The sequence below is a fragment of the Shewanella sp. SG41-3 genome (genome assembly GCF_014164545.1).
Lineage (GTDB): Bacteria > Pseudomonadota > Gammaproteobacteria > Enterobacterales > Shewanellaceae > Shewanella > Shewanella vesiculosa.
Map to the genome: position 1 here is coordinate 501,106 of NZ_JACJFJ010000002.1, position 16,845 is coordinate 517,950.

14 protein-coding genes, 1 other RNA gene and 1 pseudogene are annotated in these 16,845 nt (G+C 43.0%); 8 read left to right on the top strand and 8 right to left on the bottom strand.

What is annotated here, in order from left to right:
- Positions 1-150 precede the first annotated feature (150 nt).
- From H5164_RS05435 to H5164_RS05445, 3 genes are all read left to right on the top strand, one after another.
- Positions 151-1,101 (top strand): hypothetical protein, encoded by a 951-nt coding sequence (locus tag H5164_RS05435; protein ID WP_182755140.1) that lies wholly within the window; start codon positions 151-153, stop codon positions 1,099-1,101.
- On the top strand, positions 1,094-2,245 hold the full coding sequence (locus tag H5164_RS05440) for a hypothetical protein (RefSeq protein WP_182755142.1): 1,152 nt from the start codon (positions 1,094-1,096) through the stop codon (positions 2,243-2,245). The genes H5164_RS05435 and H5164_RS05440 overlap by 8 nt, the downstream gene beginning before the upstream one ends.
- Positions 2,246-2,486: 241 nt before the next feature.
- Entirely contained in the window at positions 2,487-3,245 is a 759-nt protein-coding gene (locus tag H5164_RS05445) for an HNH endonuclease (protein WP_182755144.1), read from the top strand.
- A 98-nt stretch (positions 3,246-3,343) separates the two neighbouring features.
- Here the strand turns inward: H5164_RS05445 and H5164_RS05450 are convergent, their stop codons facing one another.
- The gene (locus H5164_RS05450) at positions 3,344-4,291 is read right to left on the bottom strand and encodes a CPBP family intramembrane glutamic endopeptidase (protein ID WP_182755146.1); all 948 of its coding nucleotides are present in this window, start codon (positions 4,289-4,291) and stop codon (positions 3,344-3,346) included.
- Positions 4,292-4,539: 248 nt separating this feature from the next.
- Between H5164_RS05450 and H5164_RS05455 the strand changes: the two genes are divergently transcribed.
- Both H5164_RS05455 and H5164_RS20015 read left to right on the top strand, forming a co-directional pair.
- Positions 4,540-5,418, top strand: a complete 879-nt coding sequence (locus tag H5164_RS05455) for an AraC family transcriptional regulator (RefSeq protein WP_182755148.1) — start codon at positions 4,540-4,542, stop codon at positions 5,416-5,418.
- 219 nt (positions 5,419-5,637) lie between these two features.
- A pseudogene (locus tag H5164_RS20015) lies at positions 5,638-5,754 on the top strand (transposase); the annotation flags it as partial.
- Between the two features lie 25 nt (positions 5,755-5,779).
- Here H5164_RS20015 and H5164_RS05465 read toward each other — a convergent pair.
- The 7 genes from H5164_RS05465 to H5164_RS05495 all read right to left on the bottom strand — a co-directional run bounded on the left by H5164_RS05465 (position 5,780) and on the right by H5164_RS05495 (position 14,905).
- Positions 5,780-6,175, bottom strand: coding sequence for a hypothetical protein (locus tag H5164_RS05465; protein ID WP_182755150.1), 396 nt, complete (start codon positions 6,173-6,175; stop codon positions 5,780-5,782).
- A 740-nt stretch (positions 6,176-6,915) separates the two neighbouring features.
- A complete protein-coding gene (gcvP, locus tag H5164_RS05470; protein WP_182755152.1) occupies positions 6,916-9,804 on the bottom strand; it encodes an aminomethyl-transferring glycine dehydrogenase in 2,889 nt (962 codons plus the stop codon).
- Positions 9,805-9,979: 175 nt separating this feature from the next.
- Complete coding sequence (gcvH, locus tag H5164_RS05475) at positions 9,980-10,369, bottom strand: glycine cleavage system protein GcvH (protein WP_124015465.1); 390 nt, start codon at positions 10,367-10,369, stop codon at positions 9,980-9,982.
- Between the two features lie 82 nt (positions 10,370-10,451).
- Positions 10,452-11,546 (bottom strand): glycine cleavage system aminomethyltransferase GcvT, encoded by a 1,095-nt coding sequence (gene gcvT / locus H5164_RS05480; protein ID WP_124015464.1) that lies wholly within the window; start codon positions 11,544-11,546, stop codon positions 10,452-10,454.
- A gap of 219 nt (positions 11,547-11,765) precedes the next feature.
- Positions 11,766-12,989, bottom strand: a complete 1,224-nt coding sequence (locus H5164_RS05485; RefSeq protein WP_182722633.1) for an FAD-dependent oxidoreductase — start codon at positions 12,987-12,989, stop codon at positions 11,766-11,768.
- Between the two features lie 24 nt (positions 12,990-13,013).
- Positions 13,014-14,300, bottom strand: a complete 1,287-nt coding sequence (ubiH, locus tag H5164_RS05490) for a 2-octaprenyl-6-methoxyphenyl hydroxylase (protein ID WP_182755154.1) — start codon at positions 14,298-14,300, stop codon at positions 13,014-13,016.
- Positions 14,301-14,329: 29 nt separating this feature from the next.
- Complete coding sequence (locus H5164_RS05495) at positions 14,330-14,905, bottom strand: UPF0149 family protein (RefSeq protein WP_124015461.1); 576 nt, start codon at positions 14,903-14,905, stop codon at positions 14,330-14,332.
- A 244-nt stretch (positions 14,906-15,149) separates the two neighbouring features.
- On the opposite strand from H5164_RS05495, the gene H5164_RS05500 reads away from it, so the two are divergent.
- From H5164_RS05500 to H5164_RS05510, 3 genes are all read left to right on the top strand, one after another.
- On the top strand, positions 15,150-15,449 hold the full coding sequence (locus tag H5164_RS05500) for a cell division protein ZapA (protein WP_101086040.1): 300 nt from the start codon (positions 15,150-15,152) through the stop codon (positions 15,447-15,449).
- Between the two features lie 51 nt (positions 15,450-15,500).
- Positions 15,501-15,682, top strand: a non-coding RNA gene (gene ssrS / locus H5164_RS05505) — 6S RNA.
- A gap of 9 nt (positions 15,683-15,691) precedes the next feature.
- Positions 15,692-16,387, top strand: a complete 696-nt coding sequence (locus H5164_RS05510) for a 5-formyltetrahydrofolate cyclo-ligase (RefSeq protein ID WP_124015460.1) — start codon at positions 15,692-15,694, stop codon at positions 16,385-16,387.
- The last annotated feature ends 458 nt before the right edge of the window (positions 16,388-16,845 follow it).

Consider the following 16,845-nt stretch of genomic DNA (forward strand, 5'->3'; position numbering starts at 1 on the left):
AATTCTTAATTCGAGTTCATTTTGGCGATGAAATATTTTAAGTATCATTATAAAAATATTGATAAATCCCCACCTAGAAGGTAAGAGATTGATTGTGTGGGGAAATAGAGATAAATTCGAATCATTTAATACTAATTTGAAGGTGTATATATGGGTGAAGATTCAAAAAGCATTGGTGAACAAGGTGAACTTATAGTTCGGAGGTTCTTAGAGCTGATTGGCTGGGTGGCGTATCAGTCAAATATTCCTATAAACTGTATGCACTCAATAGAACATAAATCAACAACAGCCAAAAAAGAACGTAAGACCCATGGAATTGACTATTTCTATGCAAACAAATCAAATTTAAAAATAAACACTTTAGACAACATTGTTATATCTGTTAAATACTCAGCCTCAGAATACCCAAAATATCCTTCAACTAAATTTAAAGAACATATTACAGATTTATCACAAACTCTAGAGTGCTTTATTCGTTCTAATTTGAGAACAGACTCTATTGCAGAGTTCAATGATCAAAGAAGCATCAAAAAAGCTGATGACTTAGGAGTACTGTTTTGGATAAATAACTGTAAAAAATCTCAACAGAACATTGTTAAAGAAGTTGCCAACATCGAAATACCAAAGGAACTTAAGTTCTCAAAAATATATTTGGTAGACAACTCCAGAGTTTCATTTATTCACAAAACCATCACCTATCTAAAAAACAAATATGAAAATCATGAGGTAAACTTCCATTATAATCAGAGTGATGCTAATTTTTCAGATCCTGACATAATAAAGTATGGCACAATAATGCCGGTAGAATATTTAACTGCTGACATCATTCCATTTAGATTGATAAATGATCAAGAAACCATATTTGGAATATCTATAAATGATAATTTCTCTGAGGAAAACTTAAATAGCATACTCGCCTATGCTAGTGACATTTCCCAAGACTTCACTAATGAACTAATTATATTATTTCCAGATTATGATAACCTTGAACATAAAAATATTTACGAAAAAGTAGCCGGACGTTTTAATAAAAAGCAAAATAGAACTATTGTAAAAATTCACTCATTCCAAAATGAGTTTTGGAGTTTAGGCGATGAATAAAATAAAACTAAAAGAAAAGCTTCTTTTTGGTAACTCCTTAAGAGATCTTCTAAATGATAGCAATGTTACGACATCAACTTTAAGGAAGATCTCTCGTAAGAGAGGAATTTTCACATGTAACAATGACAAGCCAGAATACGTACAATCTTTAGTAAGTACTGGAATATCTCCTTCTGAATTAAGTGAGATTATAGATAGCATAATAACAAAGGAAGAAAACCCTAAGTATCAATCTCAAATTATACGATGCCAAACAAAAAATTGTAACCTGATTAATATATTACCAACAACATTTGATCTAAATAGTATCGCACAAGAAGATTTTTCTAATTATAAAATAATTGGAATCCCGACGTTTAAAGCGATCGATAACGGTAAAGATCATATAGAGTTACACTTCAGCATCGAACGATTTCAAATGACCAATAGCAGTTATAAAAATATTACAGAGTTAAATGGTAAAGTTATAATAAAAAAAGAAAATAATGGTATTGATATAAAAACAACCACTTCACACTCATCACTTGAAACAAAAATAATTGCTAATAAAGTTGTATCTTATTTTCTATCCGAGCTAAAAAAATCAGGCATTGTAAATGAAAGAGAAAAATTAATAAAGATAAGATTTAATTCTTTCACAAATAGGAACAGAATAGAGTTTTTAAAACAACTAAGTCAAAGACCAAATGGCACTGAAACATTATATTTTAAAGATACAAAAGACATTGGCTTCAAACCAGAACAAAATTCTACATTACCAAGTGACATATCTTGGATGCAAGATAATGTTTCAAACATGTCACTACAAGGTAAAAAATTACACTCAACATTATTTTTTAAAAATAAAAAATTTCACGAACACATTCAATTATATAAAATAGTAGGATTTTACCATTTAGATAATCAGGAATACAAAGGTATATGTAATATTACATATGACTTTAATGGGTTTATATCAAAAGAAGATTCTAATGCAGAACTAGTATTAAGTGTTAATAATTTAAAATTAAATGATCTCGCCCCAAATGGACAGAAATGCTTACCTAAAGGAAAAGTTATTCAAAATATACTTTCAGAAATAGAATCATATAAACATGAAATATTTGAAAATTTAAAAATTATCAAAAATAAAATAAATGAGTGAAATAAATGGCCACCCACAATAAATAAACAACACAATGATCTTTTGGCTTACCTACGTCTGTACTAGCTAACATTGTTTGAACTAGTGCTATCAAGCACGGCAAAGACTACAAATAATTGAGCTGATTTACTAAAAAACGTTATATTTCGGACGCTAGATTTAAAAAAATAATACAGTTTACATTAATTTTTAACAGACAAAATGCCAATTTGAGAATGGAATATTCAGTGAGGAATTAAAATTGAATAAAGAAACAAAAACGAGCTTCATCAATAGAACCTTAGGACTGTCTTTAGGGTCAACTCAAGGAGGGTACTCATATTGTAGTGACGCAAAGATGCAAGTTCTATTTAGTTTAGGTGCCCAGAATGGTGACATTATTCTAAGCCCTAACTGGTCAGCTAATAGTTATGCTCGAGCAATTAAACATATAAAAAAAATATCTGATGAAGGGTATGAGCTTTTAGTTTTTAGGGTATGGACTAAGAAGAATAGCAAAGGTGAGACGAGAACTATTGCATTTGACAGTGTTATCGAGAAAAGGAAGCTAATAGATGTCGATGGTAAAACATTTAGAGCTGTTCCTTTAGATTATGAAGAAGAATCAGAGCCTAGCAATAACACTCGCGCCCAACGCAAAAATCAGACAATAGATAGGATTATACGTGACACCAAGATTTCAAAAAAAATAAAAAAGTTATACCGAAATTCATGTCAAATATGTGGGGTTAAGCTAGTCACCCCAGGCGGGGGTTATTCTGAAGGGGCTCACATCATTCCATTGGGTGCTCCACATCACGGGCCTGACAAGGAATCGAATGTCTTGTGCTTATGCCCAAATCATCACGTTCTATTAGATAAATTTTCTATTACGTTCGCTGCCGACGGACAAGTTAGCGGAAATGAAGGTCATAAAATGACATTGTTGCATGACATTTCTGAAACTAGCATTAGGTGGCATAACACTATATATTTAAATGCAAAAAAGTGGAATGAATAGGGTCAGTGTCTGACGAATCCCCACGAAAGAATGAATAAAAATAATGAGATAGGTTAATAATAAGTGGGGTCAGAATCTGGACCCACTTATAAACCCAATTATACGGCCCGGCTGGTCGGCTTAAGGCAGCGATAAATCCCCACTAGGCACACTATAGTTAACAGTATCGAGGTAACAATACTGTCTTCGGGCCCACCTATGCCACCGGTCAGCCAGTCACTGGCCTGAGTATCTAGCCCAAAATCCACAAGCAGTGGGCGGATATCTAAGGCTATGCCCGTGGTGGGTAAACCAAAGCCACAGATGAATAGCCAGTTCCAGCCAGCATGCCAGGCGCATGAAAACCAGATGCTACCAGTCTCGATAACTTTCAGGCTTAAATACACTGAAAAGACCAGTGTCATAAAGGCAAAGAGTATTAAGGTGAGCAGGCTGCGGCTGTCAAAATCAAACCCAGGTAAATGTATCAAGGTAAAGAGGATGGCGTTAACGGCAACGCCAGTCCACAGGCCATAACGCTCTGTAAAACGGCTGAACAAATAGCCTCTGAAGATAATTTCCTCTGCGAAAGATTGCACGCTGAACGTCAACAACAGCAGCAAAATAGGCAGCAGACTCATGGCCCGGGTCAGCGCCTGGTCTTCCAGCTGATAACCACCTGCAAGATAAATACAACCCACAATAAGCGTTGCCATGCCTATCCCCGTCAGGTAGCCAAGCAGCAGGTTTTTAGGCGTATTTTTACTGCAGCTTAAGCCGATACTCGCCAATGAACGCCGCTCGAAAAATTTAACCCACAGTATGACTAAGCAGAGGACGGCGGTAAAAGAAGCCGCTAGGGTATAAAGGATATTGGGGTAGGCTTCGAAGGCATCGCGGTCAATTAACCCAAGCTCCACCACTGGCACAACCGCGATCATTTGCCCTAGGATGAAACAGGCAAACACCACCAATGGCAACGCCAAGGGCCAGGTGACCCTGTGTTTCTGTGGATATGGCTCAAACAGAGGGGCTGATAAACAGGGTCCGCTTAATACTTGCTGCATAATTTGACTTCCTTACGGATAAATTGACCATAGGCCCAAAAGGTATTTTCGGGTTTGTATTAGTAACATTTGCGTTAGGAGCATTGTTCATCAGCGGTTACAAAGTCGATATCAAGATCTTGCGGTTATAATGCTATATTCATTTCTAAGCTTCGATAAGCAGCCTCAAACGTAGATGCTAGAAGCGCTAATCAATTGGTGAAAAATATGTGCACAAACCTTAGCAGCTCTGGAGCAGCAGATAAGTGATGAAGAGTAAGCAGATTCCAGACGACTGTCATAGCAGCGCCTTCCATCAAGCTGTCACGCCTGTGCTACAGGTTGACGATATTGCCCGAACAGGGATTACTGCTGGACAGTGGCGAGTCAATAAACAAGCTGTTAACTATGAACGCAGTAGCGGGCACACCCTTAGCCTCTACCTAGCGGGAGGCGAAGGCAGTTATCGGCTGGATAGCCGACTGCATAAGGGAGGGCCTGGTTGTGTTTCTATCATGCCCCAAGCACACAATAGCCAATGGCATATTGAGCAACCAACCGAGTTCATCCATTGTTATATCAGCGATACTGAGTTGAAACAGTTTGCCGCCAGCACGCTCAATGTGGATGTCCGTTGCGTCGAACTGCGGGATTTACTGTACGCCGACGAGCCGCAGCTGCAGCTATTAATGAAAAGTTTTCTGCACCTAAGCCGCGACAGGAGTGCCTATTCCTTGCTGGCACAGGAGCAATGCGGTAACGAAATTTTCAATCGACTCTTGTTACAACACAATGTTTTTCATCTTAAAAAACAGCAGATCAGTGGCGGTCTATCTGTGACTCATATGCGAATTATCAACGAAATGATCCACTGCCGTCTCAGCGGAAAACTAACCCTAGATGAACTGGCCCAGCGCATCAATCTCAGCCCCTTTCATTTCGCACGTATGTTTAAAATCAGCTTCGGCATCACTCCAGCGCAGTACATCACCCTAAGTCGCTTGCAACAAGCTAAAATGCTGTTCAATGGCAAAGATAGCCTCGCCGACATCAGTCTTCAGACTGGTTTCAGTCACCAGAGCCATATGACAAGCCAATTCAAACAAGTCTTCGGCATCACCCCAGCCTGCTATCGCAACCAACGCTAAAATAAGTTGGAATAAATGGGGACAGAGTAAACTTAACATGGTTAGCTACACTCTTTTAATTAAGTCTCTTTGCACATGAAACTTGCCCATGCAAAGCAAACCAAGAGTTAGCCCTATCGGAATTTCACAACATATTATTCAGCGAGATAATAATTTTACCAAGCCAACGTCACGGCTGAACAAGATTTCAAAGCCTATGATGGTTGGCTAAAAGAATATTCACGTAAATTTCATGTCGAGATCCACGCGTGGGTATTTATGACAAATCATGTTGATTTGCTTTTTACTCCTCAAAAAACTGATACTGTTAACCAAATGATACAATCATTTGATTAACAGTAAAAAGTGACATCAATGCTATTTAAATCTCATTAAATGCCCTAATAAAAGGCTTAGCATGCTGGTGAAATCTAATATGACCTTCCGCACTTAACGCCATTTTTTTCTGCCTAAAGGGTTTCATGATATACCCCCAATCGGCACTCTTAGAAAAGTAGATTACGAAATCAATTCCAGCATTGCCCCATTTATTCTCTACTTGAAAATCCTCATCGTTTGTTTCAACCGTCTTGATTTGAATGCGGTAATAATTAAATCCATCACTTATAAGTAAATCGGTCTTCATATCATGGTCAATAACGGGAGTAAAAACTTCCCAACCATCATAGGTAAACCAACTAACAGCTAAGGTTTCGAAAGAGGTATTTCTATAGTATTTATTTGCGGGTGCGGTTCTTTGAATATTTTTGACAGGCATAGCGGTATCCAATATTTAATTGATGCCGCATGCCAGATAATGGCCTTCTGTATGCGAACCGGCTACTCCTTAAGAAGAAAGCCCCAATTGAATATCACAATACAACCGCATGGTTTGTATCAAATAGAAAGGCTGCCAGCCCTGCTTTTCACCCTTACGAGTTTACTAAGCATTAATCTATTAACAGGCTTTACTGCCTGTGATAAAAATGATTTCTTATAAATTAATGAACATTTTATCTTTTGGCAAGTGAAATTTAAATAGACATGAGGACCGCTTAGTAATATCCAATCAACTATTGTCTTGAGATCGTTAATGAAAATAGCGTGAGCCTGACAGGACGTCAGGCTAGCTTTCGCGGTACACGGAAGCGTTAGCATTTTCGAAGAAGGCCGAAGCAGACTACAAGCGAAATTAAAAGCTGGATCAATCCCCATGGCGACCTTTTCGCCGCTGTTATTTAAATCATAAAGGAAAATGTTGCTGGGCGGCTGGGCTAATTCTTTTAAAAAGAGTCAAGAGGGAACAGCTGTTGGTTTCCTCTTGGTCAGGTGTGGGCGAAGCACCACGACGTTAGTGGCCGCAGGCCATAGCTAAGATGAAGACAAAAGAAACAAGCTGGATTCCGGCTCAAAAGCATTACCGGAATGACGTAAAAATGGGAACGACAGGCATAAAAAAGCGACCTTTCAGTCGCTTTCAAATTGAAGTTCCTATTCAGGAACCACTATTAATAATGATTATTCATAATCACTTAAGGGAACACATGCACACATCAAATTACGATCCCCGTACACATCATCAATACGATTAACCGTTGGCCAAAACTTATTAGCCTTAACTGCAGCGCTTGGGAACACGGCCACTTCACGGCTGTACGGACGTGAATCAAACTCGGTGTCCATAATGTCAGCCAGCGTATGCGGTGCATTGTGCAGTGGGTTATTGTCCACTGGCCACTCGCCTGCTTCTACCTTGGTAATTTCACCGCGAATAGAAATCATCGCTTCGATGAAACGATCCAGCTCAACCTTAGACTCAGATTCAGTAGGTTCAATCATCAAGGTTCCCGCTACTGGGAAGCTCATGGTTGGTGAATGGAAACCGTAGTCGTTTAGACGCTTAGCGATGTCCATTTCGGTTACGCCAGAAGTTTCTTTTAATGGGCGTAAGTCGATAATACATTCATGGGCAACGCGCTCATTACGGCCAGTAAATAATACTGGGTAATGTGGGGCGAGCTTTTTCATGATGTAGTTAGCGTTTAATAGCGCAGTTTGGGTAGATTGCTTAACCCCTTTAGTGCCTAACAACTTAATGTACATCCAGCTGATCGGCAGGATGCTGGCACTACCATACGGTGCAGCAGATACGGCGCCGTTATGGTCGCTTTCGCGCCCTGGCTTAACCACTACGTGACCGGCTACAAATGGCGCAAGGTGTGCTTTAACACCAATTGGGCCCATACCTGGACCACCGCCGCCGTGCGGGATAGCAAAGGTTTTGTGTAGGTTTAAATGCGATACGTCAGCACCGATAAAGCCTGGTGATGTTAAACCAACCTGTGCGTTCATGTTCGCGCCGTCTAAGTATACTTGACCGCCATATTGATGGACGATTTCGCATACTTCGCGGATAGATTCTTCATACACACCGTGAGTCGATGGGTAAGTGATCATGATGCACGATAGGTTACCAGCAAGCTCAGATGCTTTAGCACGTAAGTCTTCTAAATCGATGTTGCCTTGCTTGTCACAAGCAGTCACCACCACTTGCATACCAGCCAGTTGCGCTGATGCAGGGTTAGTACCGTGAGCAGATTGCGGGATTAAGCAGATGTTACGATGCGCGTCGCCGCGAGATTCGTGGTATTTCTTAATCGCTAACAGACCCGCGTATTCGCCTTGTGCACCTGAGTTTGGTTGAATACACACAGCGTCATAACCGGTGATTTTCACTAAAAACTCAGACAACTCGTTAATTAACTGGGTGTAACCTTGTGCTTGGTCTAGTGGGCAGAATGGGTGCATGTTAGCAAATTCTGGCCAGCTTACCGGTAGCATTTCCACTGCCGCGTTGAGCTTCATGGTGCACGAGCCTAACGAGATCATGGAGTGGTTTAGGGCTAAATCTTTGTTTTCGAGACGCTTGATATAACGCATCATCTCGGTTTCGCTTTGGTAGCGATTAAACGTTGGATGGGTTAATACAGCGTCTTGACGTACTAAGGCTTCAGGGATTGACTGACTGCCGTTAGCAATGATGTCTGCATCGAGTGCTGCTACGTCTAAACCATGGCCTGCGCCTAAGATAACGTCAAACAAGACAGCGATGTCGGCACGGATAGTGGTTTCGTCTACGCTGATACCAAATACGCCATCAGCATCGATACGCAAGTTAACTTGTGCCGCTAACGCACGGGCATTAATGGCAGCAAGGTCGGCACCTTTAACACTGATGGTGTCAAACCAAGTAGTGTTAACCAGTGATACGCCTTTAGCGGTTAAGCCTGCTGCTAAAATGTCGGCAAAACGGTTAATGCGTGAAGCTATGGTTTTTAAGCCTTGTGGGCCGTGGAATACCGCGTAAAACGACGCCATATTGGCGAGTAAAATTTGCGCAGTACAAATGTTTGAGTTGGCTTTTTCGCGGCGAATATGTTGCTCGCGCGTTTGCATGGCCATACGTAATGCGCTGTTACCGCGGCTGTCTTTTGACACACCAATAATACGACCAGGCATTGAACGTTTGTGCTCGTCACGGGCAACAAAGAAGGCTGCATGTGGTCCGCCGTATCCCATTGGTACGCCAAAACGTTGTGCGCTACCAAATACCACGTCTGCACCCATGGCGCCTGGTGATTTAAGTAGCATCAATGACATGATGTCGGCAGCCACAGTCACGATGACTTTGTTGTCACGTAGCTTGGCAAATAACTCAGTGTAATCGGTAATTTGACCAATACGGTTGGTGTACTGGAACAAGGCACCAAATAATTCGTAATTAACAGACTCGCTTGCTGGACCAACAACCACTTCAAAACCAAAACATTCAGCGCGAGTTTTAACGACGTCTAATGTTTGTGGAAATACATCATCGGCCACAAAGAAGATGTTGGCTTTTTTAGCTTTAGATACCCGTTTGGCTAATGCCATAGCTTCTGCAGCTGCAGTGGCTTCGTCCAGTAATGAGGCTGACGCAAGGTCAAGACCGGTAAGGTCCATTGACACTTGTTGGAAGTTTAAAATCGCTTCTAAACGGCCTTGGGCGATTTCTGGCTGGTATGGCGTGTAAGCCGTGTACCAACCTGGGTTTTCAAATACATTACGCAAAATGACATTAGGGACTTGCACGCCGTAGTAACCCATACCGATATAGCTTTTAAATACAGTGTTTTTGTCAGCTATGTTACGGATATAGGCGATACCTTCGGCTTCGCCACATGAGTCACCTATGGTGAGATCTTGGGGTAAACGAATTTTGCCAGGAACGGTTTGGGCGGTGAGATCTTCTAGTGACTCTGCTCCAATAAAGTTCAACATTTCTTGTTGTTGTGCTTCACTTGGGCCGATGTGGCGAGTCAGGAAAAGTTCGTGCTGTTCTAGTTGTGTCAGGGTTTGCTTGGTCATGTTAAACCTTGTTCCAAATCGACCAGTTATGGCTGTAGGGCACAGAACTGGATTAGGGTGAAAATGGGTAATACGTGAATAACCTGTTTAGGGTTTATTATGTTGCGCGCTCGTCATTGTTTTTAGCTGCACATAACAAAGAAGCTCCCTAGGGAGCTTCCTGTGTCATTGGCGATTATTCTTCGTCAATCACTTCTTGATAGCCTTCGGCATCAAGCAGTCCATCAACTTCTGATTCGTCAGAAGGCATAACGCGGAAGAACCAGCCTTCACCAAAAGCATCGCTGTTAACAAGCTCTGGTGAATCTTCTAGAGCTTCGTTTACCGCAATAACCTCACCAGAAACCGGTGCGTAAATGTCTGATGCTGCTTTAACAGATTCTGCTACGGCGCAATCTTCACCGGCAGTGACTGTGTCGCCGACTTCTGGCAATTCGACAAATACCATGTCGCCTAGTAACTCTTGAGCATGCTCAGTAATACCCACTGTGTAGCTTCCGTCTGTTTCTTTACGGATCCACTCATGTGAAGATGCATATTTCAAGTCTGCTGGAATAGTGCTCATTATTGTTGTTCCTTAATCAGATGTTCTAATACTTAATCAATAAATTCTTTTTGGGTAAACCGCAACTCATTTTATTGAATCTTTAGAAAGCTTGTTTACCGTTACGTACAAAACTTGGGGCGATGACTTTTACGTTAACACGCTTTTTACGCATTTCAACTTCAGCTATCGCACCAATACCATTAGGTACACGGGCCATGGCAATAGAATAGCCTAATGTTGGCGAAAACGACCCGCTGGTGATCACACCTTGATGTTCAACACCCTCAGCGTCGGTAAAAAACACAGCCATATCATGGCGTAATACGCCCTTTTCTTCCATGACTAAACCGACTAATTTGTCAGTGCCTGCCGCTTTAATTGCAGTAAGTGCGTCACGGCCAATAAAGTCACGATCGCTTGGCTCCCACGCTACGGTCCAGCCCATGTTAGCGGCTAATGGATTAATTGACTCGTCCATGTCTTGACCGTATAGGTTCATGCCCGCTTCTAAGCGTAAGGTATCACGCGCACCTAGACCACATGGCTTAACGCCTGTATCTAATAGCGCTTGCCATAAGGCTTCTGCTTCGGCTTCTGGCACTATGATTTCGTAGCCCGCTTCACCAGTGTAACCTGTGGTGGCAATAAATAAGCTTCCAGATTGCACACCAAAGAATGGCTTCATGCCTTCAACCGCAGCATTTTGCTCAGCAGAAAATACGCTAGCCGCTTTGGCTTTAGCATTAGGACCTTGCACGGCAATCATCGCAAGCTCTGGACGTTCAGTCACCACCACATCAAATGCTGCAGCTTGCTTGTTGATCCAAGCCATGTCTTTGTCGCGGGTTGCGGAGTTAACCACGACACGGTAATGAGTGTCGGTTAAGTAGTAGGTGATAAGGTCGTCGATGATGCCAGCGGTTTCGTCTAGCATTCCGCCGTAAAGGGCTTTACCTGGTACGGTAAGCTTGGCGACATCGTTAGCAAGTAACTTACGTAAAAAGGCACAAGCATCGCTGCCGGTAACGTCAACTACCGTCATGTGAGACACGTCGAACATGCCTGCATCTTGACGAACTGCGTGGTGTTCTTCGATTTGAGAGCCGTAATTAATCGGCATGTCCCAACCGTGGAAATCAACCATCTTGGCTTTAGATTCTAAATGCTTGTTAAAAAGTACCGTTTTGCTAGCCATTATTATCCCTTTTTTTGAGGCCTTTCTTATGTAGGTTTTTGATAAAATGCGGCCAAAATTATACTCCGCAGACCTACTTTGTATACAAAAAATTTTTCTAATCCGAGTCCTGTTGCATTAGTTTAGCTAATCTATTGTTGTAATTTATTTACATAATTTTTTACAATAAAAACGCCGACTTAGCTGTATAGACTGATATTAAACAAGTTTCTATATTCGCTACGATGAAATTGGCTCACGACAAAGTTTAGGTAATGTCATTTTGTTACCCATAGCCTGTTTGATGAACACTGTTTTCAGCCCAGCGACATTATCAACTAGGGTTAGGCCTATGTCGCGCATGGCTTTTTTAAGCGGATTGCTGCCGGCGAACAATCTTTTAAAGCCTTCCATGGTGGCAATCATCTCCATGGCTTCAGCTTTACGCCAACGTTCAAGGGCGCGCAAATGACTGTATTCGCCTAAATCTTTGCCTTGTTCGTGCAATTGGCTAAAGGTGTCGATAATACTGGCGGCGTCTAAAAAGCCGAGGTTAACCCCTTGGCCAGCAAGCGGGTGAATGGTATGGGCAGCATCACCAGCCAGCACTAATCGATGGCGGGCAAAATGGCGCGCATAACGCATACGTAATGGGAATGATTGCCGCTCGCTAATCACCTGGCACAGGCCTAAACGGCCATCGAGCGCGGCGGTTAACGTTTTGCCAAATTCGATATCGTCTAATGCTAATAACTGCTCAGCTTGATCGGGCGATACCGACCAGACGATGGAACATAAATTATCGTCATACAAGGGCAACATGGCTAGCGGACCACCGGGTAAAAAGGCTTGTCTGGCGGTCGCATCGTGGGCTAACTCAGTGCGCACAGTAGCCACTATAGCGTGGTGGCCGTAGTCCCAGAATGTCAGCGGAATATTGCATTGTTCACGCACCCAAGAATTGGCTCCGTCGGCGGCCACCACCACTGCGGCGCTGATGTTGTCGCCGCCGGCTAGGGTTAGCCAGGCTTCACGTTCGCCAAAGGCAATGCGTTCAAGGCGTTGACCTTGTAAATGAGTTAGATTGCTGATTTCGCTGGCGCGCTTAGCCAGTGCATAGCTAATGGCATCATTTTCGATAATTGAACCTAAATAGGCTTCGCTAATACTGTGAGCGTCAAATTCAATTTTGCCTAGACCGTCTTTGTCCCAAACCGACATTTTTTGGTAAGGGCTAACACGGCTGTCATCAAGGTATTGCCACGCACCGAGATTTTCGAGCAATTGTTGGCTGGCTTTGTTAACGGCACTAACACGCAATTTGGGCTCACCACTCACGGCTTGGGTTTCGCCAGCATCAATGACCACCACATTAAGGTCGGCATTCGCTAACCCAATTGCCGTTGCCAGCCCGACCATACCACCACCAACAATAGCAACATCATATGTTTGAGTAGAAAACATGCTCAATCCTTACCTTAAAATGAGTTAACGCCAGCCCATTGCGGTTTGTGCGATGGGACGTTTTAACGGTGGTAGCCAAGACAATAGGCGTAAACCAAGATTGCGACCCGCTACCATCGGCCAATATTGGTTGGAAAAGCCACGTACTAAAAATTCGATATTACTCAGCGTGCTGTCGCGATCCGCTTGGCGTGCGGCTAAATACTGATGCAAGATAGCATTACTGCCGACATCGACCTCGGTTGAGGGATGGGCTAATTGATACGTACTGAAAGCCTGTTTCAGTACATCCAGTAAGCCCACAACATCACGCAGGCCAAGATTAAAACCTTGTCCGGCAATCGGGTGTAGGGTTTGCGCCGCATTACCAATAAAGATGCAGCGATGGTAAATCGGTCTTGGCATGTACGATAACGTCAGTGGATAACTGCTGCGCTGACCGACATCAACGAAGCGACCAACGCGATGGCCAAAGGCTTGTTGTAATGCGGTTAAAAACTCGGCTTTGTCGGCATGTTTTAGTTGCTCTGCTTGAGCGGGCGGTAATGCCCACACTACGGAAAAACGCGACTGAGCAGGGCTGGCTGACACGGCAGTATGCGCCGCAGCGGTCATGGGCACTGAACTCATAGGCAGCAGAGCTAATGGTCCTGTTTGCGTAAAGCGTTCGTAAGCCCAATGCTGGTGCGGCTGGTCAGTACTCACATTGGCGACAATGGCCGTTTGATCGAAATTGATTTGTTCTGTGGGTTGGCCAAGATGTTGACGCACCACGGAATTAGCACCATCGGCAGCAACTAATAACTGGCAATGCAATTGCGTGCCGTTATCTAAAGTTAATAAGTGACCATTGGTTTGAGCCTGCAACTCAGTCACGGTAGCCGGACAAAACACCTCAACAGATGATTTAGCCAATTGTTCAAACAACACTTTGCCCACTTGGGCTAACTCAACCACCTGCCCTAATGCTCCTAAGCCAAGCGGTTTAGCGTTAAGTTCGGTCATACCAAAGTGGCCGCGATCAGAAACATGAATATTTTCGATCGCCGTGCCTAGATGCTGCAACTTGGGCCAAATACCTAAACGAGTCAGTTCGAAAATAGAACCGTGCGCAATGGCAATGGAGCGAGCATCAAAACCTGGGTGATTATTGCTCGCTAGGTGGGCTTCGATTAAGGCGATGCGCAGCGGACGCGACAAGGTGGCAGATAACTTAGCTAGCCCAAGGGCTAGCGTGGCTCCGGCCATGGCGCCACCGACAATGGCAATATCAACATTAAGCTGTGCTGTGATGGTGTGTGCTGTGGTCATACGCTGCGTTGCTGCCTATACCAAAAATGTTAGTGGAAAGTTGAAGACTCATCGGTGTCATTCAATGGCATGTCTAAGCCAAACTCTGAGTAGCATAAAATAGCTGACATTCTGACAAACTCTTGCAGCTCAAAGTAAGCAACTTCTGACTCTTCATCATCACCAACATCAAATTCTACTTGAGCAATATCGGCCAGATCTTTAATCACTTCACGTACATCTGGCGATGCTTTGGCTAGCTGTGGTTGAATAATGGCAATGCCGGTTAAAAAGCTTTGAGTCCACAGGGCTAACGCTTCGACGCGATCGCTTAGTGACGCTTCTTCTTCTGGCAATAAGAGGGTAAAACCAAATTCGAAATCCACTAAACGATTAACCGTATCTTGATACAATTCGCTGATCAGCAGTTGTAAATTAGGCTCTAACGGTTGCCCATCGTTCATTAACTCAACTAACGGTGTTAACCAGGCTAAATTTTCTTGTTTAACGCCACCACAAATAAGCCCAACCAGTGCGCCGTGCACTTCTACTGGATGCTGGCCAACTTCTGCGTAATCTAGGGCCTGTTTTAGTTTTTCAATACATAATGAAGGTGGGGTTGCCATGGTTAATTCCTAATAGCGCTATATCTGCATCAATGCTAGCAGAGTTAGGATGATGCTCCAAATGCTAGTGTGTAATGTGGTTAAATTTGTGAGCCATAAAGTGACTATAATAATTGACAATGAGTGTATTTGTTCAGACAACCAGCAAATAGTTAAAAAGGCGCGTTGTTGCCTTGCTCTTTTAAATTCAGCCCTATATAGTTCGCCACATGCTTGAGTTTAACTAAGGATCTGTGGCGACATTATGAGTAACAGTGCTGTTGATATCACCCTATTAGGGCGCACCTACTCTATCGCATGTCCAAAAGGACGCGAAGATGCCTTGCGCACGGTAGCCAGAGAAGTTGAAAACCAACTGACAACCTTAAAATCTCGTACTAACAATTTGAGCCGTGAAGAGCTGGCCATTATGGCAGCATTAAACATTGGTAATGAACTGTACGAAGAAAAGCAAAAGAATAAGCAGTACATGGCGCAAATGGATGAGCGTATTTCGTTATTGCAATCAACCTTGGAGACATCGTTGGTTGAACGAAGCCGCTAGGAAGGCTAGACTAAGATTTAAGAATGAAGCAAAGCTTGATTCAACCAGTTTTGCTCCCTGAGATATTCGCCAGTTGGCTAAGTCCCTGTGCCGATAATTACAAACCCAGGGTGAATGCTTTTGTTGACACTGTGCATGCTCGGCTCGTACCGAGAAGCCTTAGGAAATGAACATTTACCCGCCTTGAACCTACGGTTCAAGGGCTACGCCGGCAGCGGTATTTTGGGGAGCATTCTAATTTTATGACCATCACTCGTTTTATGACTAACACAGAAAATCGTCCGGTTACGTCAACATCTTCGGCACGTATTAGCTACTTTGCCACCCCTTCTGAGTTTCAAGAACCGCTGTTCGATAGCACAGACATGAGCCGCGACAATATTCGCCGCCATGTTCGCCAAGAGCGAAATAGCCTTAGTCCTGAAGAACAAAGCCAATTAGCCTTAATTGCTAGCCGCCATATGCTTGCTGAAATTCAAGCTCAATCGGCTAAGCATGTTGCCTTGTATTTTACCCAAGACGGCGAATTAGCGACTCAAAAGCTGATTGAAGCATTATGGGATCTCGACATTAACCTGTATTTGCCCCGGCTTCATCCGTTCAGTAAAGGCAACTTACTGTTTATTCGTTATGATCGCGATTCTGTGATGCTTGAAAATCAATACGCTATTAAAGAACCACAATTGAATGTGCAGCATGTTATTACTGTCGATAAACTCGATATGATCATCACCCCTTTGGTGGCATTTGATGAACACGGTAACCGTATGGGCATGGGCGGCGGATATTACGACCGCACTTTGGCACAAGTGGTCGATAACAAGCCGTTAGCAGTAGGCTTTGCCCACGATTGTCAGCAAGTGAGCCAAGTTCCTACCGAGTTTTGGGATATGCCTTTACCAGTGATTATTACCCCAACGAGACGATTAGCTATTTAAAATAGCTTAATACTATTAAGGTTGTGGCGCTTCGCCCACACCAGACCAAGAAGGGGAAAACTGTTCCCCCTCTTAGATCTCCCCGCCAGCTCCGGCAAAATGTTAGTCCTCATAGCATAATAAAAATCACCCAACGACTCAGATGGTACATCTGATGTGAATGGACTGACGGATGTCGTGATGACATGGATGTCAAAAAACGACCATGCCCCCCGAGCCTGTTACATATCTGCAAAACAGGAGTCTACATGCCTTGAAACACAGGCATGTGTGATAAAGGCCATGATGTCACTACGGCATTTTCATCATGCTATTTAGGACACTTTGGACGCAGACACCTTGATACTGCAGGTTCCTCTTATATACCAACTAGACTTTGTAGAAGGTAGGAATTAAACATAACAGAATAGAAAAAGCCCCCATCAATAAACGCTATTGATGGGGCTTTTTCATTATAT

What these genes read in the sequence shown, in the direction of transcription:
- H5164_RS05435 (WP_182755140.1), top strand. Translation starts at nt 151, where the DNA reads ATGGGTGAAGATTCAAAAAGCATTGGTGAACAAGGTGAACTTATAGTT.
- H5164_RS05440 (WP_182755142.1), top strand. Translation starts at nt 1,094, where the DNA reads ATGAATAAAATAAAACTAAAAGAAAAGCTTCTTTTTGGTAACTCCTTA.
- H5164_RS05450 (WP_182755146.1), bottom strand. Translation starts at nt 4,291, where the DNA reads ATGCAGCAAGTATTAAGCGGACCCTGTTTATCAGCCCCTCTGTTTGAG.
- H5164_RS05455 (WP_182755148.1), top strand. Translation starts at nt 4,540, where the DNA reads ATGAAGAGTAAGCAGATTCCAGACGACTGTCATAGCAGCGCCTTCCAT.
- H5164_RS05465 (WP_182755150.1), bottom strand. Translation starts at nt 6,175, where the DNA reads ATGCCTGTCAAAAATATTCAAAGAACCGCACCCGCAAATAAATACTAT.
- gcvP (WP_182755152.1), bottom strand. Translation starts at nt 9,804, where the DNA reads ATGACCAAGCAAACCCTGACACAACTAGAACAGCACGAACTTTTCCTG.
- gcvH (WP_124015465.1), bottom strand. Translation starts at nt 10,369, where the DNA reads ATGAGCACTATTCCAGCAGACTTGAAATATGCATCTTCACATGAGTGG.
- gcvT (WP_124015464.1), bottom strand. Translation starts at nt 11,546, where the DNA reads ATGGCTAGCAAAACGGTACTTTTTAACAAGCATTTAGAATCTAAAGCC.
- H5164_RS05485 (WP_182722633.1), bottom strand. Translation starts at nt 12,989, where the DNA reads ATGTTTTCTACTCAAACATATGATGTTGCTATTGTTGGTGGTGGTATG.
- ubiH (WP_182755154.1), bottom strand. Translation starts at nt 14,300, where the DNA reads ATGACCACAGCACACACCATCACAGCACAGCTTAATGTTGATATTGCC.
- H5164_RS05495 (WP_124015461.1), bottom strand. Translation starts at nt 14,905, where the DNA reads ATGGCAACCCCACCTTCATTATGTATTGAAAAACTAAAACAGGCCCTA.
- H5164_RS05500 (WP_101086040.1), top strand. Translation starts at nt 15,150, where the DNA reads ATGAGTAACAGTGCTGTTGATATCACCCTATTAGGGCGCACCTACTCT.
- H5164_RS05510 (WP_124015460.1), top strand. Translation starts at nt 15,692, where the DNA reads ATGACCATCACTCGTTTTATGACTAACACAGAAAATCGTCCGGTTACG.